Below are 25,672 nucleotides of genomic sequence, written 5' to 3' on the forward strand. Positions count from 1 at the left end.
CAAGAGAGTTACTTTTTACCCGACCACGTTTTACGAATGCCAATTTTACCGCCAAACGTATTGGTATAAAGTTGTCCTTGATCAAAGGCGATGGCCGCGTTCCATTCAAGCCCTTCCCAAAGGCCAATTTGGCCATCCACTTGAAACAAACCCGAAAATTGTTTGGGTACAGTTTCATAAGGGAAACCGTAGGTTCCGTAATTCAAGCTGTAGGAAAGTTTACTCAAAAAATGCAGTTTCTCGCCATAGTAGCCTTCAAAGCCGAAATGATAGACAACCACGCGGTTGTTGTTTGCGATTTCATTACTATTATAATCATCGGAATTGTTCGTATCTCGGTAATTGGTAATGAAAGGAGTGCCTATGATGCGTCGTTTGTATGACCAACCATCAAAATATTGTTGGTGATTGAAGTAGTTGTCACGGCCAAAAATGCCGCCCTCAAAATCAAAGGTCGAACCTCCTTGGCTTTTTGTATATAAAAGTTCAAAAAGGGCTTTCTTGAGGCTGAATTGCCCTTTTTTTCGTTCTGGGTAAAGAAAGGTAAGGACGATCCCCTGTAGGCCATCTGCGACGTTGTTGGCCTCTTTTCGTGCTAAAGAACCATCGTCGAATAGGCTCTGTCGGTAAATGGAAAGGCTCAGGCGACGAAATTCAAATTCTGCGCCAACGTCAATGGTTCCCAAATGATTCCCGATACGATTAGTTGAGTCAAAATAAGAATTTCCCTTATTCCTGAATCCTGTAACTACAGAAATATAATCTCTGAAGCTACCAGGCAGCGTTCGATTGTTGACAGTTCCAAGGTCACCATAGGTTTTACCGCCCCATTGTACCTGATGATTGAAGCCACCGTATAATCTTAGTTGGGAAGTGGGTTTTCCTATGCGGGCATAAAATGATTTCTGGTGAAGGAAGTAGCCGTAGGCGAAATCTCCTGAGCCAAACCAACCATGAGCGTATGACCCTTTGAAAGAAATGAGGTTTTTGGTGAAAGTGAGTGGAAGAAAGTCTACAATGGCTAGTTGGATTTTTGGGATGGGGAGGGCATTGCCCGACCAAATATAAGAACCGCTACTAAGGAGTGTATCACATAAACCTACTGTTTCACGTTTTCTCCCTATATAAAACTCCCATTTCTTATACTGCACATTTCCGTACAATTCTGGTAAAATCACCTGGCTTTTAGTTGACATATTTGCCACTAGGTCGATGCCATACCCTGCTTTCAAATGAGGTGTTTGAGCAATGGGAAACAGGTTTCTTGAACCTCCACGAATCATTAGACCCGATGTCTCAGGAACCGTAGCATATTGATTGGTTCGCATCCAAAAGGGTGTTCTGGCAGTTGAGCCATATCCTGTCAGCGATACGTATTGTTGATTGTGGTTGCTTTGTGTCGAATCTTGGGAAAATGCGTTATAGGAAACGAAAAAGAGCCCTTGAAAGAATAAGTGTAATACAATGATTTTTTTTTTCACACAATTATAGCTCTTTGAATGGATCGTAGGGGTATCGTTTATTTTAAATGAAAACTGCTTTCGAACAAACATTTAAAACTGGATTAGTTGACAAATAAAATCAAAAAAACACGCCCCTCAAAAAGTATCTTCTTTATATTGCTCGCTAAAACAATAATAATGACCCTCGAAGAAGTAAAAAAACTCATCGGCATCCGAGAAGACCAAATTTGGTTACTAAAAGCGGCCCTGTTTGCCCCTGAGGAAGCGATTACCTATTGGGAGTGTTGGAAAACACATAAAAATCTCAATCATATAACGAAAGAGGACGCAAACTATTCCATTTTCTCAGGGGTTGATACTGAATCTTTAAGGGTGCTTCCCTTAATTTATCGAAATTTAGAACATTCTGCCGATCCCCTTTTGCCTGCATTAAGGGATGCGTATCGTGACACTTGGATGTCCAACCAAAAATTGTTGTACAGGGCGCAGGAGATAGTTAGGGCTTGCAATGAAGCGGGTATTCCTAACATGCTGCTTAAAGGTATTCCGATGTCTTTGCATTATTATAAAGATATGGGCGTACGACCCATGGGTGATATTGATCTGTTAGTTCCATTGGAATATTTAGAGGCAACCATCTCACTATTAGCTGTCTATGGGAATACTCCCGATGCTGTTGAGTACAAATATCGACATCTGATTCATGCAATGCACTGTTTTGATGAAGGGGGTGTTGATGTGGATTTGCACTGGCAAGCTTTTTTCTTTCAGGAGTATCAACAGAGTAATTGGATATTTGAAAGAAAATATTCAGAAAATCTACAGATTGATTCCGAAAACGCTACATGGATTTTAAATGATTCATATCAACTTTTTCATACGATTATTCATGGAACATTGGAAGGGCAACCAACTATTCGGTGGATTTTGGATGCTGTCAAAATTTGTAAAAGTCCTTCTTTTAATGGTGACATTAATCAAATAACGGAGTTTGCCGCCGCTAACCATCTTGATTATGCTTTGAAAATATGCCTTTTTTATCTTAAAAATGAGTTTCAATTATCAGATTTTTCGGTAAATACTGATGCTAGTAGCATTAAAGAAATTAATTTACAAAAAAAATTTTTTCGTTTATCCGGCCAATACACCGAAAACAGCATAAAACGTACAGTGCGAATGTTTGAGAGACAAGGTATCGCCTATGAATTGTTTTATAAAGACGTAACTAAAAAATCAAAAGCTGCGTGGTTATTTGAGCGATTTAAGTTTAGATTATTGCAAGAAAAAAAACGATTAATAATCCAATCTTGAAGGTAGTGTTTGCATTTTATTTACCCTTGGCCTTAAGCATTACAACAACCGTTTCCCAAATAATCAACATATCCACAAACAGCGAAACTTTTGTTAAGTATTGTAAATCAAATTCTAAACGCTGAATCATTTCTTCGACGTTTTGTGCATATCCAAATTTTACTTGGCCAATGGAGGTAATGCCCGGCTTGACCGTCAATAATTTAGTAAAGTCAGGGGCAATGGGCGTTATTTGGTCAATAAAGAATTGGCGCTCAGGGCGCGGCCCCACGACTGACATATCCCCTTTTAAAACATTGTAAAATTGCGGGATTTCATCCAAGCGCATTTTACGCATGAATTGTCCCCATGGGGTTATTCTGGGATCTTCGTTGCCAAATGATAATGCGGGCCCTTCCTGTTCCGCATTTACGTACATACTTCGGAATTTATAAATACGGAAAGGTTTGCCAGATTTGCCGATTCTTTCCTGAGAATAAAATATAGGGCCTTTGGAAGAAAGTTTGGTGATTAAACCTAAGATAATCCAAATCGGCATACCCATAAACAGAATAAACGATGAAAAGGCAATATCGAAGATACGTTTCAGGATTTGTACTTTTATATCTTCCCAAAAGCGGTTTGAAATATCAATAATCGGCAACATGTCATGGTATTCAACCGTCGATTGCCTGCTGAGAATGGAAGAAAAATCAATGACTAGCTTTACTTGAAAATTTTCTTGCTCTGATTGAGTGATGATGTTGCTTAATACTTCATTGTTGATGTAAGGAGTGCAGCAGTACACGCAATCAATGGTGTTTTGTTTAATAAATGTTGTTAAACGATCATAATCTCCTCGCATAATGGATTTATTATTTTCGTCAATGTCACCAAAAAAACCGTAAAATTCGTAACCAAACTCGGGATAATTCTCGTAAAATTCTTTTAATGTAGTGGCTAATTTTCCGTGGCCAACAATGATGTATCGTCGTATATTATGACCAGACGCGCGGTAAAATTTAATGAAGACTACGGCAAAGACCCGCCACGTGATTCCCAATGCCACAAATACCATAAGCATGAACAACATGTGCAGACGGGATAAATTTAAATCCCTCAAAATAATCCATGCAAACGCCATACATGCGGCGAATAAACCTGAAAGTGATAAGTATTGATATAAAATATTAAAAACGTGAAATTTTATTCGTGAGTAATTGTAAGGCTTCACGATGACGATTAAACCCAGCCATATCAAATTACAAACTAGCAAAAACCATTGGTACGAAGTATTGAATTCTGAGGCAAATCCAAATTTAATGAGGTATGCAATCCAAAAAGACAGATTTAGAAGTATCCAATCAAGGATAAGTTGAAATGGTAAGAAAAGAAATGAGTAACGATGTTTCATATTTTTCAATGATGAAGTGATTATTCTAAAATAATACAGCTTCAGTAGAACCTAAAACCATTAAATGGTTGTGCCCAAGATACTACTATCTTGGGCACAATTACATAAAGAACAATTCAATATTACTTGGTAATAAGTAAATTCTGTACAAAACTTTGGTTTTTTTCGGTACGAAGGACTCGTAGGAAATAACTGCCGTTGGATACTTTATCACCAATAGAATATTTAGTTGAAAAATCTTTGACTTTACCCTCCTGCTTAACCAATGAACGTCCACTCAAATCAGTAATATCAAGCGAAATTGTTTCGTTGGCTGAAAATCCTTTCAAGCGAACATCAAATGAACCATTGCTTGGATTGGGATAAACGCTGACTTCTGCATTTTCTGATGCTTCTGCAATTTGTGTGCCAATCGTAAAGTAAGATGCCCCATTCAATACAGTTTGGGCCGAGACTACGTTATTTTCGACACTGCCCGCTGTCAGATTCCATTGATTGTCGCGCAATTGCAAGATTTGGTTATTGGCTTGCTCCGACGCAACACTCACTTGAATGTTTTGGTTTTTGATTCCCTGAACTGCCCAATAGTTGTTGCCAGTCACTTCAGCAACGGCGTCAGCTAATTTATTAGACAGACGAGTGGGGCTTTGCGTCACAAATCCGACCGAAATTTTATCTTCGCTCGCTGGTTTAGAGATGGCAAACGTATGCAGTTCGAGTCCATCGCCCACGGGAAAATCAAAAGCATCATCGCCCGACTTTTGAACATAACCCTTCACGTGTGAACGGTTGGATGCTCCCGTAATCTGGGCGTTATCGGCTATTTCTAGGGGGAATAACGCGGTATTTTCAATAATTCCTTTGCCAAACTTTAGCTCGTTCTGTACAATCAACGGGGCTTGCAGATTCACTTTCCCGACTTGTGAAAGCAAAAGTGCGCCTACGTTGATAGAATTGTCACTTTTAATCAGTTGCGTTCCTTCACCGTCCAATATTACTTGACCGTTTAGCGCCATTTGACCTTGATTGCTTATCCCTTTACGGAGATGAAGCGTACCGTCTGACTTCAAGTCACCTTGATTGATTATTTCGTTGTTCATGGTAACTATGGCCCCCGAACCAATATAGACTTCGGCTGAGGAGAAAAACTGGGCATGAGCGGCAGGAATACAGAGAAAACCCAGAAAGACAAGTAGTGGCTTTTTCATATTTAAGGAATAGTTATGTCCATTTTGAAAATTCAATGAGTAAAGCTAAGTTTTTTTTGGATTATCCACAACAAGATGGACTCAAAGTTATCTAACGGTATATTTGAGTCATTAGATTGAGGTTTGATAGAATTAAATAAAGCAACCGTCATGTTATTCAAAAACAACTACCAACAATTATTTCAACGGTTACCTCATTAAATTGACAGTGCCAAGTTTAGAATAAGCCCTTTCTTTAGTATCAGTGTATTCTATTTTATAGGTATAAAATCCTGGGCTTAGCTCTCTGCCGTTTACGTCGGTTCCGTTCCATCCTTTCGTTCCATCTTTTGTGTTATAGAGCACATTGCCCCAGCGATCATAGACCGTTATTTCTAACTTATTGATTAATTGTCCTTTTACATCAAATGTATCATTAAGCCCATCATTGTTGGGGGAGAAAGTATCTGGAACAAACAATTTGACCGTTCGACCGTAGCTTATGGCATTGGATAGACTTGTTTGTCCATTGACCGCTGTTGCGCGAACGCGATAAACTACTTCTACATCATTATCACTGATGTCCATTGGCCATTCCGTAGTATTGCCAACGGGATAAGTGGCAACCACCTGACCATTTTCATTGAGCTTTTCAATGGTATAGTTGTCGATTGCCGTGGAAAAAGGTGATTCAGAAGACCATTTTAAGGTTTCTTTTTCCGCTTGAAGGTAAATGGTGCAAACCGTGGGCATTGTAGCAGGTTTACGGTCGCATGCATCGGCGTAAGCCACTTGGTAGCAAGCGCCACTTTGTGAGGCATTTAAGGTGGAGTCAACATAAGGGCTGTTGACTCGGAGGGTTTCAACGCCATTTTTACTAAACGAATAGTTTTTTACCTTAACCGTATTGGGGACCGTTATGCTTATCTGACCGTACAAGTTATTTATTACGGTAGCCGTAGCACTTGTTATAGGGGCGGGATCATTTAGCACTTCAAAAGTTTGCGGGTCGCTATCCGCATTACATCCATTCAATGCTAGGGTCCCTTCCCCCCTTACCCTAATTTGATAAGTGCCTGAATTTGCGTAGGTATAACTAAGGTCAGGTTGTCCGGGGGCATACGCTTGGGTAGGTTGTCCGTCCCCCCAATCTACCAAATATCTACCAAAAGCCAGCCCAGTTGTATTTATCTTTAATTTGGTTGTATTTCCGCATTCAGATGCGAGAGAAAAGGTGGGTTTAGATGTTGCGTATACTTGGATTGAATTACATGCGACAGAGGGTTTTCCATTAACGATGCCTATTTGAACAATATAATAATAGCCAGGTTGTATATATGAAGAAAAGGTTGTAGGTTTTGCTTGTGAAGTATCAGCAATGCTTTTGTAATCAAAAATATAACGAGCATTAACTACTGATGCAGGGGTGGTTACCGTAACTGGTCGACCAGTACACTGAGTTCCCACCTCGGTACCAGCAATTCCAAAACTCCCGTCCACCCACTGGGGACCAAACTGCGCTGGAACGGGGCACTGCGCCATCGTAACCTTTGTGAATAATCCGCACAGGCACATTATATAAGGTAGAATATACCGATAGTTGAAGCAAGCCATTGTGAATAAAAATTGTATTTGCGAAATTAGAAAGAATAAGCAATATTTAAACGTACTTAAGGGCACAAAATGCTACCGTTAGATAATTTTAGGGCAAAGCATTTTTTCATTCTGTTTTTATCCCTTATTTTCGGAAAGTGAAATAGAAACGAAAACAAAAAACATACTAGACACATGAAAAAAATTCTTACTCTAGCGTTGGCCTTTAGTTGCGGGGCTGCCTTGGCACAGAAAGCCGATAACGTCGGGATTGGAACGACAAAGCCGGACCCTTCGGCGATTTTGGACCTTAATTCTAACACAAAAGGGTTGCTACTACCCCGAATGAATCAGGCCCAGCGTGATGCCATTAAAAATCCAGCGGCAGGTTTGGTTATCTTTCAAACTGACCAAGCTGTAGGTACCTATACTTTTGATGGCACTGCATGGCAACCTTCAAATGCTCGCACATCGGCTGTTAGCTCAGTAGGTGCTTGGGATAAGCAAGGGAATGTGATTGATGATACTGATTTCTTGGGAAGTACTAATGATAAGCCTTTAAGGTTTAAAGTTAATAACAACTTATCTGGACTTGTTGAGCATACAGGTAGCTTACGAACTTTCTTGGGCTATCAATCAGGGTTAAATACTACTGGGCAGTATAACACAGCATTTGGTTGGCAAGCCCTTTTGAATAACACAACTGGACAGAGCAATGTTGCTGTAGGCACCGGAGCATTAACAGGAGCAACAGGAAGTAATAATATAGGTATAGGGGTAAACGTTCTTCATGGCAATGGTGCTTCGACAGGTGGAAATGATAACGTTGCAATTGGACATTTTTCTACTTTTAAAAATACTGCTGGTTCAAGTAACGTAGGCATAGGCTTTTTCTCTCTTTATAACAACACTCTTGGCTCACATAATTTGGCTGTTGGAACTTTTGCAATGGAGAATAGCAATTCAGGAACTTTCAATGTGGGTATTGGTTCAAGTGCATTGAGAGCTAATACAAGTGGGTCTAATAATATGGCTATCGGGGCTAACGCATTGGGTTCCAATACTGGTAGTAATAACGTAGCTATTGGAGCACAAGCTTTGCGCACAAATACAGGAAGTGGTAGTGTTGCCATAGGTGGCGGCGCAGGTGAGAACGAAACGGGTAGTAATATGTTGTACATCTCAAACTCAAACACGGCCAACCCGCTAATCAAGGGTCAGTTTTATGCTACATTACCTTCTGCAACAACACCATGGTTAAGAATAAACCTTCGTTCCGTTCCAGGGTCTCCAACTCCAAGTACTGTCGGATACTTAGCGATTGGAGATTTTGATACTGCACCTGGTGGGGCTGGGGCTGGAGGTTTAGCTCTTCCAAGTAGCTTTTCAGGTGGCCCATATCGTTTATATGTGCAAGATGGTATTATGACAGAAAAATTGAAAGTTGCCCTCCGCAATTCTTCCGATTGGGCTGACTATGTATTTGCGCCCAACTATAAGTTAATGCCATTGAACGAAGTTGAGAAATATGTAAGTGAAAATAAGCATCTACCTAACATCCCATCTGCCGAGGAAATGTCAAAAAATGGCTTAGATGTTATGCAAACCTCCGCTAAATTAATGGAAAAAATAGAAGAATTAACCTTGTATGTCATAGAGTTAAACAAGGAGATTCAGGCATTGAAAAAGCAAAACGCTCAAAAATAATTTTAGTAATATCAGTATATTCACAATAAGGGGATAGTTACATTTCCTTATTGGTTTTTTAGGGTCACTTGGTAAACACGGTCTAACCAATAGAATATTTGGTTAGACCGTGTTATTTTTTGTTTAGTTGGTTGGCATTGTTAAATTTTTAGCCAATACTCTATAAATTTCACTGTAATTACGACACATACTTAAAGTGTCAAATTCTCTTAATAGCTTATTATAAGAATTATCTCCATGAAAAGCCAAGACAGATGTATCATTAAGATAGTTGATTATGTGGCTCAAAGCTTCGTTTTTTGTTTTAAAACAGTATCCATTAATACTATTACTGACTAAGTCAATATTACCAACGCATTCATTTAGTAGTAAAGGTAGCCTATAATTCATAGCTTCTAAAACAGCAAATGGCAAACCCTCCCAAATTGATGTCGAAATATACAAATCACTATTTGATAAATATTTTTCAACTTCTGCCGATGATATCCACCCCGTTATTTTGATATTAGGGGAAGATAAAGTGGATCTAAGTTCTCCATCCCCAACCCATATAAAGTCTATTGGATAGTGTAAAAGGTTCTTAGCTATATCATTGAATAAGTGTGGGTTTTTTTGAGTTGAAATTCTCCCGATAGTAACAATTGAAAATCGCTCTCGTAGCCTTATTTTCTTCTCATAACTTTTGATGCGTATGCCATTATTTATAGTAATAGCCTGTACCCCTATGCTGTGAAATAATTGTGTTTCTGATTTTGATACACATATGACTTGCCCACATAATAGGCTTGAACAATATTCAATAGTTTTATATAAAGTTATTTTTAGTCGTGTGATGTCTTTTCTTGCAAAGGATGCACCATTAGGTGTATAAAGTATTATTTTGTCTGGGAAAAATAGACCCACAACTCTTCCTATAGCACCTGCTTTTGATGAATGAAGGTGAATAACATCATAGCTGTCGGTTTTTAAAAAACGATATAATTCAATACTAGCAATTACATCATTAAATATATTTATCTCTCTTTTTGCACTTTTCCAACTAACAAATCTAACATTGTATTTAAATTCCTTTTTTACTTCATTGATATCTACTTCTCTCTGGGCATAAAAAATGGTATGTTCACATTCGATCCCGTCAGTCAGATTTTTAATAAAAGTTATTAATCCACTACCAAATGCTTCAACAATGTGAGCTACTTTCATTCTATGTATTTTTTAATAAATGAAGGATTTTCTTAGAACATTCTATCCAAGAATACTTTTCAAGAATATGTTTAGATTTACTATGTAACTTTAATGTAGTAAAGGGGTCATTTAGTAAAAGTGAAATTTGTTCAGAAAGACTTTCAGGGCTTTGAGGGTCACAATATAGTACAGAATCTTGATAAATTTCGGGTAAGCATGATGTGTTAGAAATTATACAAGCACATCCACAACTCATTGCTTCTAAAGGTGGTAAGCCAAAACCTTCAAAAAACGAAGGATAAATAAAACAAAACGCATTTTTATACAAGCTTTTCAATTCTGAATCAGAAACTCTTCCTAAAAAGGTAACATTTCTATTTTTGAACGAAACTGCATTGCCAAATATTTTAGGGTTAGGTTTCCCGACAATAACAAAGTGTACGTTGTTAATATGTTTTAAACATGAAAGAATGATATCAAAATTTTTATTTTTATTTAGACTGCTAACCCCAAGAATGAATGGCTTTGAGTTATCTATTTTATTTAAGATTTCTTTATTCTCTTCTATTTCATCAAAATGTTGATGCCCTTCATAAATTACAGTTATTTTTGATGATTGTATTCCAAACTTTTCTATAACTTCATTTTTAGTGTAGTTTGAAATTGCTATTATTGATTTTGAAAGTTTGCCACAAATAAAGAAGATGATTTTATACCAAAGTCTAAACTGCCATGTAAAGCCTTCTGGGAAATTGATAAAATTTACATCGTGAAAAGTTGATACTTGATTTGTTTTAAAAAGCGGGCCTGTCGCACAAGGATTAAATAATAGACCATTTCTACAATATAGCGGCAATTCTATTTGCTCCCAAAGATGCCCTGTCAAAAAACCAACTTGTTTGATACTTATTCTTTTTAAATTTAATTCTATCGTTTGACTTTTAGGGGTTAAAATTACAACAACATCATTAGGACTAATTAATATGTCGATTGCTTTCGTAACTTCCAGTGCATACCTTTGAACGCCAGTTATTTCCTGAGTTAAAAATCTGCCATTTATGTATATGTTCATTCCTATATTTTCTTTAAAAATGACCCTAAAATGATGAACCCTATGAATACATAGTACTGCCAAAAATTTGCTGTCAATATAATTGCATTAGCTGATATAAAAAGGAAGGAATAGCTATAACTTTTCATAAAATTTGGAGTACTCTTCACTAATTCTGTTTTTATTTGTTTACTAACAATTGATAGTGCACTTCCCCACAAAAATCCAATAACAACAACACCTATTATTCCAAAATTTAGATATGATTCAAAAAAAGGGCCTCCTCTGATACCTCCATGTGTTCCATCTTCGTATCCAAGAAAATTATTAGTGTATGCACTAATTGCATACGTGTTTCTAAAGTCTGAGATATACCTTGGGATAAACGAAATAAAAGCTGCTAAATAAGACTTCCCATAAAGTAAATTCTCATCCCAGAATGATAGTATATAAGCAAAGTCTCTCAAATCCGAAAAATTATTTCCATATAAAAAGGAATAAGTAAAGAACCCTAAATTCTCAATTTCGTATTCCCGCCCTCCGTCTCTCAAAAGACCAAGAAGAAATACTGAATTTGCCAACCCAAAAGCCCATAAAGATAGCTTTCTTAACTTTAATTTATGTCTTAAATGGATAAGATAAAAAATGATTCCATTTAGTGCTGTAAAAAAAACAGTTGACCTATTGCCAGTAAATGTCGCAAAAATAGAAAGTAAAATGACTACTAATAATGTCATTTTTGCCTTTTTTTGAATATATATAATGATCAAAATAGGAATAAAAACATTATAGAATGATGTCCAGAAATTAAAAATGGGACGAATTTCAGGAATAGCCAAGTAGTCATTTCTTATTTTGAAGCTAAATCCAAATCGAGAGAACGAATATACCAGTCCTAATACAGTAAAAAATAGAAGAAACGAAATGCACAAATATATATATTTTTTATTTGACATAGTTTCAAATAAAAGTTGTCCGCCCCAGTTGTTTATCTTAATGATTGTGCGGTTAAAAGTAGAAAATACATTTAGACTAAATAGATAGTTAGCAAGAATAATGGATATATAACCTGTAAGGGTGATAAGAAAAGCATCATCTACTTTCTCTTTTATCATATCCATTCGTCCACCCATAGCAATACCATTTAGGTAAGAAGCCGCAAATGGATACATGAAAAATATTACAAATATATAATTGTAGAATATATAAAAATGCCAATAATCAATTTTGAATCCTTGTTTATAGCATTTATAGTACCAGCTGTATAAAAATTGTAAAAATACTAAAAATGAAATAAAAAGATTGACAATATTTGCATCAATAGCTCCAAGAAATAGTTCAACTCGTGAATTCATTTTCTAAAACAGAATTATTTCTCTTAAAATTTTTTCAATATTAAATTTACTCTTGACTTTATCTGCTGGGTCTTGCTCCACTAAGCCACAATCGCTTTAAAGTAGAAACTTTGGTTTTGTCAATAAATCATTAGGGAGTTAAATAACCCAAAATAGACAACAAAAAGTCCACTCCGAAAAGTATATATTTGTTTGAAAATTAGCTATTTCTCACTCTAAATTTAATTAATAGAATTTCAATGAAATAAATAATTTTGTATACTTTAGTGATAAATACTTTTCGAAATGGACTCAACAAAATCATTTTATATTTTTCATTAAGTTCCTATGCCCCCAAAATAATAATAATATTTTTTTAGTTAGACTTATCTTTAACAAAGGGAGGATTATATATTTTACTATTTTATATTTTAAGTTATAAAAAATCACTTTTTTATAAATTTCTTTTTCATGATAGTTTACATAATTTTTGTAAATTGTGTATTCACCTTTATTCCCTATTAGTAACTTTACTATGGCAAAAGCAATTTCAGAGTAGATTAGGCTTTTTCTACTTAATTCAATATCTTGTGTCATTTCAGGCAGATTGTGCTTCATGTATTCTATTATACTTTTGTATAACAGTAAGCGTTCATCAATGAAGTGTTTTGCTGTATTATATCTACTACTTTCATTGTCAGAATGAATTCTAAAAGTATAAGATGGTATATCAAGAAATGCTACTTTACCATGTGCTGTTAATCGTAAATTTATGTTGATATCTCCATAAAAAAAATTAGAGGAAGGTATTTTTAATAGTATACTTTTTCTTAGACAACATGCTTCCCACCCTAAACCAACTTTACCATTACAATAGTCTTTGAATACTTGAAAACCATCTACTATTTTATTTGTGTAATATTTACTATATTTTCTTTTCTTTAATAATTTTTTATCATGGTAGAAATCAAGTTCTTTTCCTTTTACATATACGATGTCACTTTCTTCCTCTAAATAGCTCACAGATTGTGATACAAACTCACTATTGATTAAATAATCGTCACTTGATAAGTACACAATGTACTTACCTTGTGATAATTCATAAATAAGTTTATTGATATTAGCTTTTGAACCAATATTACTTTCATTGTAGTGAAACCTTACTCGTTTATCTTTTAAATAGTTTATAATTACTTCTTTTGAATTGTCTTTTGAATTATTATCACAGATTATTACTTCAAAATTACTATAATCTTGACTGAGAGCACTTTCTATCGCCATTCCTATCCATTGTGCATTATTATATGAGGGAATGATTATACTTACCAGTGGATTTGATTCCATATTTTTCTATTTAAAAAATAAAATCTTAGTTGAGGCACAATAATTATGTAAGCGATTCCTGAGGTTACTAGCAGTATAAGAAATTGTATAAAACCAATGGATTGAAAAAAATGTATTTGAAGATACTTAAAAGGGACAAAAACTACCAAAGAGTAAAAAAAAGGTATTATTATACTTTCTAAAAACCATTTTTTTGTCCCACTATGAATATATAGATAATGAATCAAAGGAATACTAAATAAAACATAACATATATTCACAAAAAGCCAGACTACTCCAGCTCCCAAGATACCATATTTATTAGATAAAAAGATAATCAATGGTACAGAGATAAGAGCAATAATAATATTCTGATAAAATGTAAATTTTGTAATTCCTCTTGAAAGTAAATAAAAATATGGAACCCACATAAGAGCATTAAAAGTTGCTCCCATAGTCACAACCTGCACTAATAAAGACGTCTTGTGAGTTAGAATTTCATTTCCAGTCCAAAACAATAAAATTTCCTTCGCATAAAATATAAGCTGTAAACTTATAGGGAAAATAATAATAGATACCCAATTACAAGACTTATAATAAAGCGTCATAAGTTCATTTAATTTGAGTTTAGTATATAACTCAGTGAACTTAGGAAATAAAAAAGATTGAATAACTACTACACCTTGACTAATTATTCCAGATACAGTAAAAGCTAAGTTGTAATAACCTACATTTTCTAATGATACTGTTTTACTTACTATTAATTTATCAATTTGTGTTAAAAAAAAAGTAATTAGTGAGATTCCAGTCATCCCAGTAATGAATTTCCAAATCTTATTAATATGAGAAAGGGAAAATCTAAATTCTAAATTAGGTTCTATAAAAGACTTAATTACTCTCTTGAATAAAAAAACAGTAAAGAACATAACAGCAGCTTGTAATAAAAAGTACAGCTCTATATCTTTATTCGAAAAATATATTATTAGAAATACTCCTGCATTTTTTAATGTCATGTATAAAATAGATAGTAGAGCAACTTGATTTTGTTTAGAAATTCCAATTAAAATTCCATTATATAGGCTTATTGGAAACTGAAAAACAAGCACTATACTCATATACTTTATACAATTACTAATAGTGTCTATATCTACTGTAACAGTGTTTAGCCACTCTCTTGCAATAAAATCTGATGACAGTAAGAGAACAATTCCCACTGTAAAGGCAAAAACCCAATAAATGATTTCAACAGATTGTATTAGATTATTTCTATCAATTTTGATTTTTGAATTTGATTCAAAAATTGCTATTTCGCGTGTAACTGCTGTACTAAAACCGACATCTAATATTGATAATGAAGTTGAAAGTGTTGAATAAAAAGTTATTAGCCCAAAAGATTCTACTCCCAATATATCTACATATAATGGAATGAAAATTAAGTTGATTAAAACAGACCATAACTTACTAAATATTGTCAAAAAAAAAATTTTGTGAGTCATGAAAGAAAATCATTATAAATAGTTCGCTATTTTATTTTCTTTAAAAACCCATCAGGAGCTACGCTAATCAACAATTTATTATCTATAGACTTATCAATTTGAAAGTCTTCGGCTGTTTCTAAGAACTCAAAAACTGCAGTTTTAGGGTTATTGCCTGGATTCCAAGGCCTTCCACCTGGCATGTAATCACTTGGTAAATCTTCAACTATTGTATCAAATACTACACAATAGCTACCAATAGAAGTCAAATGTGCGTATAGTTTTAACTCTTGCAGAACATGTTCATGCGTATGATTTGAATCTAGGCATACCATGATATTTTTTTTAGTTTTTGCTACTTCATAGACTTTTTCTGCTGTTGATTCTTCTATTGAAGAACCTTCTATCATTTGAATACGCTTGATCATTGGGTGGGCCTCTATCAAGTCTCTATTGTGTTGTCTTATATCAATATCAATACCCAACACGAGGCCATCCCCTCCAATCAACTCTAGTAATGAAGCATAATAAATAATAGAACCACCATGCGCAATGCCAGCTTCAATGATTAAATCAGGCTTTATTTCCCAAATCAATTCTTGCATGGCTATCATATCTTGTGGGTATGCAATGATAGGGCGACCCATCCAAGAAAAATTATAAGAATATTTTGCCTTATTAGATTCTACATTGAACTGATATGCAGCATTAGTCAATGCTTTGTTCTTTCCGTTAGAGGCAATTAATGCTTCTCTTTCTTTTTGAAATTCTACTATTGGATTATTCATTAATTATATTATTTAATTTTTGATTATTTCCCCAAAAGGCTAAAGGTTCATAATTGGGATAAGGGTAAAACCCAAAATTGAGTTTTATTGAATAGTTATTTTTAGAAATGTAATCTTCAACTAGTCTTCTAACCGAAATGGGTTGACCACTACTACAATTAATAATACCAACAATCTTTTTTTGTAGAGCAATGGCAACAATATTTTGAGCAACTTTTTCTATAGAGAGATAATCCCTTAATTGTTCGCCACCTGACATATTAAAAACACTATCACCTTTTTGTACCGCAGTCTCTAACTGAGATAATATCGCTTTACTATATTGCCCTTCTCCATACATGTAAAATAATCGAATCCAATGAAAAACAAAAAACTGATTTTTCTGAAGCTCTTCTATAAAACGTCTTAAGCTATCTTTTGCAATAGCATAAGCACAGTCGGGTTCTGGTACTTTATCCTCACTTAGACAGCCTTCATTCTTGCCATATTCTAAACATGTGCCAATTGCCGTAATGTGCTTTCCGCCATTTTGGATATAATTTTTCAAAAATTGATAATGGGTAAATAAATTTTTTTCAATATGTACTATATCTAAAAAGTTAGGTAAGCCATCCCAGGCTAAGTGTATTAAAACATCGGGGCGATTGAAATATTCGTATAAATTAAGATTACTGTCAAAGTTTGATATATCAAAAGGAATATACTTAACTTTATTATACCATGTTTTTAGACGAACTTTATTTTCATCTCTTGAAGTAGCAATAACTTGATGTTTTTGACTCAACAAGTTATTTACAACTTGATTTCCTATAAAACCCGATGCTCCTGTCACTAATACTTTCACAATACTTTAACATTTGGAATAGGTATAACAAATTGACCATCCCATTCTCTAATATAGTTTAACTGATTCATAATTTCATTTATTAAGTTCCATGGCAAAATGAGTACAAAGTCTGGTTTTTGTGTTTTGAGATAGTTTTCCTCCATTACAGGAATATGGCTTGCTGGTAAAAACTTATGTTGCTTATGAGGGTTAGCATCTACTACAAAATTAATCAAATCAGCCTTTATGCCACAAAAATTCAATAAGGTATTACCCTTGGCCGCGGCACCATATGCAGCTACTTTTTTGCCTTTTCTTTTTTGTTCAATCAAAAAAGTTAGTAAATCTAACTTTACTTTCATGACTTTTTCTTGAAAGCCGGCGTAATAAAATAGTTGGTCAATTCCTTTCTTTTTTTCTTTTATAACTAATTCGCCTACTCTTGAAGAGATTAATTTTGATTTGTCTTCCTGATGTTTTGCGTAAATACGTAAAGAGCCACCATGAGTAGGTATTTCTTCTACATCAAACATTTCTAAGCCTGCAGCCTCAAATATTTGTTTGACAGTATAAAAAGAGAGGTATGAAAAATGCTCATGATAAATGGTATCAAACTGAATATTGTCAATTAGTTGAGCCAAATGTGGAAATTCCATGGTTATTACTCCTTCTTCAGCCAGTAATAATTTCATCCCATCAACAAAATCAACAATATCAGGTACGTGTGCTAATACATTGTTACCTAATAGCAAATCAGACTTATAGCCTTCCTTTGCCAGCTTTTGAGCTAATTTTGTTCCAAAAAACTCAGTAATCGTTTCAATGCCTTTAGCACGGGCTACTTCGGCAGTATTTGACGTAGGCTCTATACCAAGCGTAGGTATACCTTTTTCCTTAAAATATTGCAAAAGATAACCATCGTTTGAGGCAATTTCTGTTACTAAGCTTTGGCTGTTAAAACCAAAGCGTTTGACCATTAAATCCGTATATTGCTTAGCATGAGCTAACCAACTTTTGGAGTATGATGAGAAATAAACATAATTACTGTCAAAAATAGAATCAGATTTTTTATATTCATCAACTTGAACCAAAAAGCAACTATGGCATGTAAAGACTTTTAGGGGGAAAAATGTTTCCGGCTCGTTTAGTTGCTCCTTTGTCAAAAAAGAATTGGAAGCGGGTGAGTTAACGAGGTCTATAAAAGTATGTTCTAATTTGGTATTACAAAATCTACATTTCATTATGATAAAATTAAATCTATGCCTTCAAAAGATCGCGTAAGATATTGATGGTTTAAGTCTCTTTCTGAAATATCAGTAGGTTCTAACGGCCATTTTATACTCAAAAGTGGTTCATCATATCTTAATGCGCCTTCAGAATTCTTTTCATAGTACATAGTATGATGATAAATCAATTCACAGTTATCTGATAACGTCTGAAAGCCGTGTGCAAAGCCTTTCGGGATATACAACATCTTTTTATTTATTGCCGAAAGTTCGATACTAAAATGTTGTAAAAACGTTGGAGAACCTTTACGAATATCTACTATTACATCTAAGACTCCTCCCGAAATACAACGAACCATTTTTATCTCACTATGTGGAGGGTACTGAAAATGCATACCCCTTATAGCTCCTTTTGTTACAGTAAAAGAGTGATTGAGCTGTACCCATTCTTCGCTGTGTCCAATTTTCTCAAAATCTTTTTTACAAAAAGTACGGGTGAACCAGCCTCTATTGTCTGAAAATGATTGTAAGCTTATAACATAGCTATTTTTTAGTGGTGTTTCTTCAAAAATCATTTATTTTGGTAGTCATTAATTTGCTTTTTTAAGTATTCCAGTGGCTGTGTTTCACCAAACTTATAAAAATTAATCGTTTCTTGTATAGCTTGCATAGCACCCCATTTGGGCTTCCATCCTAATTCATTGATGGATTTATTGATATCTAATTTTAAAAGGCCAGCTTCATGTGGTTGATTAGTCAAGTTTGGTTTTTCCAAATTACCTTGTCCCCAAATTGTGATAGCTTCTCTGACGAGGCTTTCAACTGTAAAAGTGTCATCTTGTAAAGGCCCAAAATTCCAGGCCTCTGCATACTTTGTTGGATTTTCGATAAGTCTTGCTCCCAGAAGTAAATAGCCACTTAGAGGCTCTATTACATGCTGCCAAGGACGAACCGCTTGCGGGTTTCGTACAATTACGGCTTGGTTTTGCTGCAAAGCTCGAATTAAATCAGGTATAATTCGGTCTTTTGCCCAGTCGCCGCCTCCGATTACGTTACCTGCTCTTGCTGCGGCAATAGATTTGAAGTGGTTGATATATTCGTTTTTATTGAAAAAACTATTTTGATAAGAACTTACTAATAATTCAGCCATTGCTTTACTGGCACTGTACGGATCATAGCCCCCCAATCGGTCGTTTTCTCGGTAGGGATAATGCCATTCTTTGTTATCATAGACTTTATCCGTAGTAATAACAACCACCACACAGGGGCTTTCTAAAAAACGTAAAGTATCTAATAAATATGCGGTACCAAGTGTATTAGTTTCAAAAGTTTCGGTTGGTTTTTCGTAAGATAGCCTTACCAATGCTTGCGCTGCTAAATGAAAAATAAAATCTGGTTTAAATTCTAGAATCTCTTTTTTTAAGCGATCTTTGTCTCTAATGTCAGCAATGATACTTTGGCAGAGATTATCGCCATTTATTTGGTTATACAAATCCAGCCTATTTTCAGGTACCAAAGCATAGCCTTTAACTTCTGCACCTAAAAGGTAAAGCCAAGACAAAAGCCAAGCACCTTTAAACCCCGTGTGGCCTGTTATCAATACCCTTTTATTGCGGTATGTCTGTGTAAATATATCTTTATAGTTAATCATTCCCAGATTTTCCAAGGAGCATTATTTGAATTCCAAAGTGCCTCTAATTCAATTCTATCGCGCATAGCATCCATAGCTTTCCAAAAGCCATGATGTCTGAATGCTGCTAATTGCCCATCATTGGCTATTTCTACAAGTGGTTTCTTTTCCCATTGAATATCATCCATGTCACCGTCTAGATAGTTAAAAATGCCTGATTCCATTACAAAAAAACCTCCATTAATCCACATACCATCTCCTTCAGGTTTTTCGTGAAATTTTTTAACTATTCCGTTACGAGATGTTTCCAAATTGCCAAACCTACCTGGGACCTGAATTGAGGTTAGAGTAGCTAATTTTCCGTGTGACTTATGAAACTCTAACAGCTTATGAAGATTTATGTCTGAAACGCCGTCGCCATATGTAAGCATAAAAGCGTCCTGACCGATATATTTTTGTGCCCTTTTAAGACGTCCGGCTGTGTTGGTATGCAAACCAGTATCAATAAGTGTAACCTTAAAAGATTCGGCATCAGTATAATGAACTTCAATTTTGTTTTTTTCTAACTCAATAGTTACATCTGAATTGTATAAGTAATAATTTAAAAAGTATTCTTTTATCATTTGTGCTTTATAACCTAAACAAATGATAAACTCATTAAAACCATAATGTTCATATATTTTCATAATATGCCACAGTATCGGTTTTCCACCAATTTCCACCATTGGCTTAGGACGTGCCTCTGTTTCTTCCATCAAGCGAGTTCCAAGGCCTCCTGCAAAAATTACTACCTTCATATTTGTATTGTTACTTGTTAAGCGGCAAATAAAATTCTAAGATTTACACTTGAAGAGATGTTAAATACCACGCTTAACATTCTAGAGGTTAATATTGAAAAACATATTACTAATTAAAATTATAAAGTTTTAATTTTAGGTAGAATATGGACATAAAATTTACACAAATACATCTTAAATTATAATTGAGTTTGTATTTTCTTTGGATGAGTATGCTGGTTAAAATTGAATAATAGTTTTTTAATAAAGATTAGTGCAAGAAAAAACGTGATACCTAAAAGAGTAGAAATAAATATTACAGTTAATCTTCTTGGCTCACTCTTCTTCAAAGGTATCTTAGCGGGCTCTAACATTTTAAAAACGGGTGTTTCTTCTTCTACCCTTATTCTTGCCTGTTCATATTGTTGAACCAATCCATTGTACACATTTTGGGCCAGCATAAACTCTGATTGGAGGCGTTGCTCGGTTATTTTGGCCGAATTCATCACCAAGAAACTATTGCGGTCACGGTATCCTGCCAATGCGGCTTCACTGCTTTGATAGCGTGCCTTGGCTTCATTTACTTGTTTTTGTAAGAATGCCAGTTGTTTACGGGCTTTGTCAGTGCGGTAATTTGTCACGTATTCCTTTAGGTACTCCACTGATAATCGGGCTACGGTAGCAGCCACGACTGGGTCGGGCATTTTGGTATTAATCGTAATAATCCCCGTTTTGCGATCAAAGGCCGTTACAACCCGTTGTTGAATCTGCTTTACCAAAGCTTCTTGTTTTTGGGTAAGTTCTACCGCCTGACTCGATTGCTTGGGATCTAGTTTAGGCTTTTCTTCTTTTTCTGAATCAATTAATTTATCAAGCCAACTTTCATTCAGTGCTTCAAAATAGTTTTTTAGGGTAAGCGTTTTTTGAGTAGAGGAGACAAAAACTTTTTGTTCCAGTAAATATAAGGCAAAAGGCAGACTTTGGGTAACACTTGGATAAAGATCGGGGCGGATGGCCTCGGTACTGTTCATTTGTGAAATATCTATTCCCGCCAATCCTGCCAAGGCACCTAGTCCTCCCATTTTGGTTAAGGCGCTACTGGATGCAATTTCGGGTAATACCACAGCTTTTGATTCAAACTCTTTTTGGGCGGTAAAGGCATAAATGGCGCCTAAAATACCAAATCCTGCGCCCCAAAGCACCATACTTCGCACATTACTTTTAAAAAAATGAATGATATCAGCAAGGCTAATTTCGATTTCATTAGAAGCGGTAGGGTTGGTATTTGATGTTGAATCTTGCATAAATTGATTTTGAAGAATCAATTGGGTTAATTTGATGACGTCCCTTTTTATTAAAAGTCACGAAAAAGTAATTATAATCTTGAGATTAGTGTAACGGCAGCTAAGATTAACGTGCTTGTAAAGGAAAGAATGACAGGGCCGGTAAGGTCGGAACGTCGTTCATCTTTTGGCTTATAAGGAACTGAAATTACACTACCAGGCTGAATTTTTGGACGGATGTTAAAGAACAAAAATTTGCGGGTACGCTCGGTGTATCCGTTGGCATAAGTTACATATACGCGGCTTTTCATGGCCCGTTCTCCGTATCCTCCCGCCTGTGATAAATAATCATCGTAGTTAAATCCTTTAGAATAATTTACGACAGAAGGATTGAGTACCGCACCGTCTATTCGAACTAATTCGGAACGCTCGGGAATGAAGAGGGTGTCCCCTTCTTCTAAGATAATATTACTTTCAAGGGCGGGATTTTCGACAATCTTTTGAATGTCCAGTGCAATGCGCTCACCGCCTCTCCTGAATACTGCGTTGGGAAGGTAACCATTTAATTTGGGTCCACCAGCACGTTCTAATAACTGCGTAACGCGCTCGCTGTTGTTTTGGATGGCGTAGGTGCCAGGATAATTTACTTCTCCCAATATCACCACGCTTCGTTGTTTATCGTAGCGTGTTGATTTTCTGATATATACAATGTCAAACGGCTGAAGCTGAAATTCCTTATCGGCGGGTAATAAAGATAAATCGCGGTTTATTTTTAACGTAATAATTTGGATGGTTACGTTTTCGGCTACGTCAGGTAGATTGTTCTCTTTGATGCGTCGCGCAATCTCAATCCGACTGTCAATCGCCCCGTCGGTGAGACCGCCAGCTTGGGTGATCAAATCGGAAACGGTCATTGCTTCCGCAAAAGGAAAGTCGGAGGGGTTGTTAATTTCTCCTACTATGGTGACAAAGTAGGCTTCCCGTAGGTCTTTAATGGAAGATATAACCACGCTGTCCTGATTCTTTAGTTCAATATCGGGCAATTCATTAGAGAGAACTTTGCCTAAGGCGACGGCAATTACCTCGGGTTCGCGATTGGGTTTTTCGCGGTGAATCAGGGCTCGGTTCAAAAAAGCGTCCTCACGCACGCCTTCTGATTGGTTGATGAGGTCTTTAAGTGTTTTGAGGTTGTCGCCAAGGGCATATTCACCCGGACGTGAAATGGCTCCTTCAATGACCACTTTATTGTCAAATCGCTCCAATACCTTGCCAACCATGATGGCATCGCCGCTTTGGGGATGGAAAGTGGCGTACTCATTTTTAATAACCGTAACTACTTTACGCGCCTTGTCGGTGTTGCGGCGCATGGTTATGGATGCCTGGTAGGCGTGTTCATTAAAACCGCCCGCCAAATCGACCAACTGCTGAAGGGTTTCACCCTTTTTTAGCTCATAAATAGCAGGGCGTTTTACTTCCCCGTCCAGTTCTACTCGAGTGAGATAAAACGGTACTTGAATAATGTCTTGGTCTTGTAAAATAATGTTATCAGCCTGACTGGCTCGGAGGAGAAAATCATAAATGTCAATCGTACGAACAACTTTGTTATTTCGTATGACGTTTATGGCGCGAAAAGAACCATTTTTATTCGGCCCTCCGCACAGATAAAGGGCGTTGAAAGCGGTGGCCAAAGAAGAAACCGTGTAGACTCCTGGTTTTACAACCTCACCCGTCACCATTACTTTGATGCTTCGAATATTACCCAAATTGATGGAAGCAAATGAGCCGCTGGAGTTTAGGCCCGCGTAGGATTGTCTTAAGCGACCGACAATTTTGTCCCGGGCTTCTTCGATTGTAAGGCCACTCACGTAAATCGGGGCCAGATTTAATACTTTAACGGTTCCTTCAGGACTGACTTTCAGGCGATAAGAGCCTTTGGCGTCGCCGTAAATTTCAACAAGCAGTTCGTCGTCGGGACCTAATTGATAGTTTTTGGGGGTAGCAATGCGTAGACTTGGTTCAAAGGTGAGTCCTGCTGTATTAAATAACTCACTCCCATATACTTTAAGTGGCTCTTTTTTAGGAACTTTTAGCGTATCTTTTTCAATATCACGCTTGCTCAATTTACCGATTTGTTGCCGGCTAAGTTTCAGCGAATCAGTATCTGTAAGGTCTTCTTTATTTTCTTTGTCTTGCACTTCTGCGAGCCGCTTGCGCATGAGCGAGATGTCAGAGAGCGTAAATCCCTGTGCTAAAGCTGCTTGTTCGATTTGCATTTCAGACATTCCGCTCGCTTTGGCTTTTTCATAAAAGGCTTTTACTTGGGAATCACTCAGTTGCTCTACTTTAGACGGAGTTTGTGCGCTAATTCCTAATGATAAAGTTAAACAAAAAAAACTGAAGAAGAAAAATCGAATTTGTGGAGTCACTGGTTCCGTGGTCTAGTTTATAAAGTAGGCGTTGATGTCGAAATAATACCGCAGAATTGCCCAATTATTTCTAAAAATCTTGAATTAAGATAAATTCTGCTCAAAAATAGGGAACAAATTCATACTATCGAAAAAATATTACTTTATTTTACTTATCGGTTCATTTATCTTTGTCACTAAACCTAACTCTTTTCTCGCTTTATGCCCAATTCTACAACTAAACAATTTAAACAATCCTTAGGTCTGCTCGATGCCACAATGCTCGTTTCGGGAGCAATGATTGGCTCGGGCATTTTTATTGTAAGTGCCGACATGGCGCGTATGCTTGGCTCCACAGGATGGCTTTTGGTCGCTTGGGTGTTGACGGGAGTGGTGACCGTGGCGGCAGCACTAAGTTATGGCGAATTAGCGGGTATGATGCCCAAAGCGGGAGGGCAGTATATCTACATTCAACGGGCTTTCGGGCCTTTGACAAGTTTTGTGTACGGCTGGACTGTTTTTATGGTGATTCAGACGGGGACCATCGCCGCTGTTGCCGTGGCATTCACCAAATATTCAGCGGTATTTTTTCCAAAACTGAATTTTCAGAATGCCGAAAATGTGTTGTTCAGTCTTGGCCCGATAGATGTATATGCGGGTACTTTTTATGCCATTGCGTGTATTGTACTCCTTACTTATATCAATACGCAAGGGGTTAATGCTGGTAAGTTGATTCAAAACATATTTACTTCCACTAAGCTGGTCGCTTTGTTTGGACTGATATTGATTGGGATTGGTTACGGTCTTCAAAGCGGTGTACTGGGCCAAAACTTTGAAAATGCATGGGATGCCAGCAGGGTGTCGAAAGAAACGGGAGAGGTGACCATGATTTCAGGGATGGCCCTGATTGTGGCGTTAGGAGTAGCGATGATTGGGTCGCTTTTTTCTTCGGATGCATGGAATAATGTCACGTTTATCGCGGCTGAAATCAAAAATCCCAAAAAGAACATCCCGTTGAGTCTTTTGCTCGGAACGCTGATTGTTACGGTATTGTATGTGTTGGCTAATATCGCTTACCTGTGTATTTTGCCCTTAAAAGGTTCAAGCACAGGTGCGGATGTGATGGCGCAGGGAATACAATTTGCCGAATATCCCACCGACCGGGTCGCAACCGCTGCCATGTCGGTCATCTTTGGAAGTTCGTCGGCGGGGATTATGGCCGTGTTGATTATGATTTCAACGTTTGGCTGTATCAACGGGTTGATTTTGGCGGGGGCTCGTTTGTATTATGCCATGGCACAGGATGGCCTATTTTTGAAACAGGCTTCTAAATTGAACGAGAAATCGGTGCCTGGCAAGGCGCTGTGGGTGCAGTGTATTTGGGCTTCATTGCTGTGTTTGTCGGGGAGTTATAATCAACTGCTGAATTATTGTACGTTTGGTTCTTTGATTTTCTACATGGTTACCATTACAGGGATTTTTGTCCTTCGTCGTCGTGAGCCTACTACTGAGCGGCCTTACAAAGCGGTGGGTTATCCTTTTGTGCCTATTTTTTACCTTGTGGTTACGATGGGAATTTGTTTGATTTTATTGATCGATTCCAATACCCGTTTTGATACTGGCATGGGATTATTGATTGCGGCCGTGGGTATTCCGGTTTATTACATCACAAGAAAATCGGGAGGCGGTAAAAAAGCAATTTAAAACCCTTATTCA

20 protein-coding genes are annotated in these 25,672 nt (G+C 36.5%); 3 read left to right on the forward strand and 17 right to left on the reverse strand.

Annotation, left to right across the window (positions count from 1 at the left end; genetic code table 11):
- Positions 1-8 precede the first annotated feature (8 nt).
- Positions 9-1,328 carry a capsule assembly Wzi family protein gene (locus DR864_RS01045; RefSeq protein ID WP_162793498.1) on the reverse strand — a complete coding sequence of 440 codons (1,320 nt, stop codon included), beginning with the start codon at positions 1,326-1,328 and terminating at the stop codon, positions 9-11.
- 312 nt (positions 1,329-1,640) lie between these two features.
- On the opposite strand from DR864_RS01045, the gene DR864_RS01050 reads away from it, so the two are divergent.
- A complete protein-coding gene (locus tag DR864_RS01050) occupies positions 1,641-2,774 on the forward strand; it encodes a nucleotidyltransferase family protein (RefSeq protein WP_114065199.1) in 1,134 nt (377 codons plus the stop codon).
- A gap of 16 nt (positions 2,775-2,790) precedes the next feature.
- Here the strand turns inward: DR864_RS01050 and DR864_RS01055 are convergent, their stop codons facing one another.
- The 3 genes from DR864_RS01055 to DR864_RS01065 form a co-directional block, all read right to left on the reverse strand.
- The gene (locus DR864_RS01055) at positions 2,791-4,167 is read right to left on the reverse strand and encodes a sugar transferase (protein WP_114065200.1); all 1,377 of its coding nucleotides are present in this window, start codon (positions 4,165-4,167) and stop codon (positions 2,791-2,793) included.
- Between the two features lie 122 nt (positions 4,168-4,289).
- Positions 4,290-5,375, reverse strand: a complete 1,086-nt coding sequence (locus DR864_RS01060) for a T9SS type A sorting domain-containing protein (protein WP_114065201.1) — start codon at positions 5,373-5,375, stop codon at positions 4,290-4,292.
- Between the two features lie 189 nt (positions 5,376-5,564).
- The gene (locus tag DR864_RS01065) at positions 5,565-6,896 is read right to left on the reverse strand and encodes a T9SS type B sorting domain-containing protein (protein WP_162793499.1); all 1,332 of its coding nucleotides are present in this window, start codon (positions 6,894-6,896) and stop codon (positions 5,565-5,567) included.
- A 246-nt stretch (positions 6,897-7,142) separates the two neighbouring features.
- Between DR864_RS01065 and DR864_RS01070 the strand changes: the two genes are divergently transcribed.
- Entirely contained in the window at positions 7,143-8,654 is a 1,512-nt protein-coding gene (locus DR864_RS01070) for a phage tail-like protein (protein WP_114065203.1), read from the forward strand.
- 123 nt (positions 8,655-8,777) lie between these two features.
- Here the strand turns inward: DR864_RS01070 and DR864_RS01075 are convergent, their stop codons facing one another.
- The 13 genes from DR864_RS01075 to DR864_RS01135 form a co-directional block, all read right to left on the reverse strand.
- Positions 8,778-9,857: a glycosyltransferase gene (locus DR864_RS01075; RefSeq protein WP_114065204.1), complete on the reverse strand. Its 1,080-nt coding sequence runs from the start codon at positions 9,855-9,857 to the stop codon at positions 8,778-8,780.
- A gap of 1 nt (position 9,858) precedes the next feature.
- Positions 9,859-10,911 (reverse strand): glycosyltransferase family 4 protein, encoded by a 1,053-nt coding sequence (locus tag DR864_RS01080; protein ID WP_114065205.1) that lies wholly within the window; start codon positions 10,909-10,911, stop codon positions 9,859-9,861.
- Positions 10,912-10,913: 2 nt separating this feature from the next.
- Positions 10,914-12,245: an O-antigen polymerase gene (locus DR864_RS01085; RefSeq protein ID WP_114065206.1), complete on the reverse strand. Its 1,332-nt coding sequence runs from the start codon at positions 12,243-12,245 to the stop codon at positions 10,914-10,916.
- A 300-nt stretch (positions 12,246-12,545) separates the two neighbouring features.
- Positions 12,546-13,568: a glycosyltransferase family 2 protein gene (locus DR864_RS01090; protein ID WP_114065207.1), complete on the reverse strand. Its 1,023-nt coding sequence runs from the start codon at positions 13,566-13,568 to the stop codon at positions 12,546-12,548.
- On the reverse strand, positions 13,547-15,043 hold the full coding sequence (locus tag DR864_RS01095; RefSeq protein WP_114065208.1) for an oligosaccharide flippase family protein: 1,497 nt from the start codon (positions 15,041-15,043) through the stop codon (positions 13,547-13,549). The genes DR864_RS01090 and DR864_RS01095 overlap by 22 nt, the downstream gene beginning before the upstream one ends.
- Positions 15,044-15,069: 26 nt before the next feature.
- Positions 15,070-15,810 carry a cephalosporin hydroxylase family protein gene (locus DR864_RS01100; RefSeq protein ID WP_114065209.1) on the reverse strand — a complete coding sequence of 247 codons (741 nt, stop codon included), beginning with the start codon at positions 15,808-15,810 and terminating at the stop codon, positions 15,070-15,072.
- Positions 15,803-16,654 (reverse strand): NAD-dependent epimerase/dehydratase family protein, encoded by an 852-nt coding sequence (locus DR864_RS01105; RefSeq protein ID WP_205319179.1) that lies wholly within the window; start codon positions 16,652-16,654, stop codon positions 15,803-15,805. The genes DR864_RS01100 and DR864_RS01105 overlap by 8 nt, the downstream gene beginning before the upstream one ends.
- On the reverse strand, positions 16,651-17,877 hold the full coding sequence (locus tag DR864_RS01110; protein WP_114065211.1) for a class I SAM-dependent methyltransferase: 1,227 nt from the start codon (positions 17,875-17,877) through the stop codon (positions 16,651-16,653). The genes DR864_RS01105 and DR864_RS01110 overlap by 4 nt, the downstream gene beginning before the upstream one ends.
- Complete coding sequence (gene rfbC, locus DR864_RS01115; protein WP_114065212.1) at positions 17,877-18,437, reverse strand: dTDP-4-dehydrorhamnose 3,5-epimerase; 561 nt, start codon at positions 18,435-18,437, stop codon at positions 17,877-17,879. Before rfbC ends, DR864_RS01110 begins: the two co-directional genes overlap by 1 nt.
- A complete protein-coding gene (gene rfbG / locus DR864_RS01120; protein ID WP_229599489.1) occupies positions 18,434-19,528 on the reverse strand; it encodes a CDP-glucose 4,6-dehydratase in 1,095 nt (364 codons plus the stop codon). The genes rfbC and rfbG overlap by 4 nt, the downstream gene beginning before the upstream one ends.
- Positions 19,510-20,289, reverse strand: coding sequence for a glucose-1-phosphate cytidylyltransferase (gene rfbF / locus DR864_RS01125; protein ID WP_114065214.1), 780 nt, complete (start codon positions 20,287-20,289; stop codon positions 19,510-19,512). Before rfbF ends, rfbG begins: the two co-directional genes overlap by 19 nt.
- Before the next feature lie 179 nt (positions 20,290-20,468).
- Positions 20,469-21,572, reverse strand: a complete 1,104-nt coding sequence (locus DR864_RS01130; protein WP_162793500.1) for a GumC domain-containing protein — start codon at positions 21,570-21,572, stop codon at positions 20,469-20,471.
- Positions 21,573-21,643: 71 nt separating this feature from the next.
- Positions 21,644-23,977: an SLBB domain-containing protein gene (locus DR864_RS01135; RefSeq protein WP_114065216.1), complete on the reverse strand. Its 2,334-nt coding sequence runs from the start codon at positions 23,975-23,977 to the stop codon at positions 21,644-21,646.
- A 201-nt stretch (positions 23,978-24,178) separates the two neighbouring features.
- On the opposite strand from DR864_RS01135, the gene DR864_RS01140 reads away from it, so the two are divergent.
- Positions 24,179-25,660, forward strand: coding sequence for an APC family permease (locus DR864_RS01140; RefSeq protein WP_114065217.1), 1,482 nt, complete (start codon positions 24,179-24,181; stop codon positions 25,658-25,660).
- The last annotated feature ends 12 nt before the right edge of the window (positions 25,661-25,672 follow it).

The sequence above is a fragment of the Runella rosea genome (assembly GCF_003325355.1).
Taxonomy (GTDB): domain Bacteria; phylum Bacteroidota; class Bacteroidia; order Cytophagales; family Spirosomataceae; genus Runella; species Runella rosea.

Excerpts from the sequence above, each read along its gene's own strand:
- DR864_RS01080 (WP_114065205.1), bottom strand. The coding sequence starts at position 10,911 with ATGAACATATACATAAATGGCAGATTTTTAACTCAGGAAATAACTGGC.
- DR864_RS01045 (WP_162793498.1), bottom strand. The coding sequence starts at position 1,328 with ATGCGAACCAATCAATATGCTACGGTTCCTGAGACATCGGGTCTAATG.
- DR864_RS01055 (WP_114065200.1), bottom strand. The coding sequence starts at position 4,167 with ATGAAACATCGTTACTCATTTCTTTTCTTACCATTTCAACTTATCCTT.
- DR864_RS01050 (WP_114065199.1), top strand. The coding sequence starts at position 1,641 with ATGACCCTCGAAGAAGTAAAAAAACTCATCGGCATCCGAGAAGACCAA.
- DR864_RS01130 (WP_162793500.1), bottom strand. The coding sequence starts at position 21,572 with ATGCAAGATTCAACATCAAATACCAACCCTACCGCTTCTAATGAAATC.
- DR864_RS01060 (WP_114065201.1), bottom strand. The coding sequence starts at position 5,375 with ATGAAAAAGCCACTACTTGTCTTTCTGGGTTTTCTCTGTATTCCTGCC.
- DR864_RS01095 (WP_114065208.1), bottom strand. The coding sequence starts at position 15,043 with ATGACTCACAAAATTTTTTTTTTGACAATATTTAGTAAGTTATGGTCT.
- DR864_RS01075 (WP_114065204.1), bottom strand. The coding sequence starts at position 9,857 with ATGAAAGTAGCTCACATTGTTGAAGCATTTGGTAGTGGATTAATAACT.
- DR864_RS01110 (WP_114065211.1), bottom strand. The coding sequence starts at position 17,877 with ATGAAATGTAGATTTTGTAATACCAAATTAGAACATACTTTTATAGAC.
- DR864_RS01065 (WP_162793499.1), bottom strand. The coding sequence starts at position 6,896 with ATGGCGCAGTGCCCCGTTCCAGCGCAGTTTGGTCCCCAGTGGGTGGAC.
- DR864_RS01100 (WP_114065209.1), bottom strand. The coding sequence starts at position 15,810 with ATGAATAATCCAATAGTAGAATTTCAAAAAGAAAGAGAAGCATTAATT.
- DR864_RS01085 (WP_114065206.1), bottom strand. The coding sequence starts at position 12,245 with ATGAATTCACGAGTTGAACTATTTCTTGGAGCTATTGATGCAAATATT.
- rfbF (WP_114065214.1), bottom strand. The coding sequence starts at position 20,289 with ATGAAGGTAGTAATTTTTGCAGGAGGCCTTGGAACTCGCTTGATGGAA.
- DR864_RS01140 (WP_114065217.1), top strand. The coding sequence starts at position 24,179 with ATGCCCAATTCTACAACTAAACAATTTAAACAATCCTTAGGTCTGCTC.
- DR864_RS01070 (WP_114065203.1), top strand. The coding sequence starts at position 7,143 with ATGAAAAAAATTCTTACTCTAGCGTTGGCCTTTAGTTGCGGGGCTGCC.
- DR864_RS01090 (WP_114065207.1), bottom strand. The coding sequence starts at position 13,568 with ATGGAATCAAATCCACTGGTAAGTATAATCATTCCCTCATATAATAAT.
- rfbC (WP_114065212.1), bottom strand. The coding sequence starts at position 18,437 with ATGATTTTTGAAGAAACACCACTAAAAAATAGCTATGTTATAAGCTTA.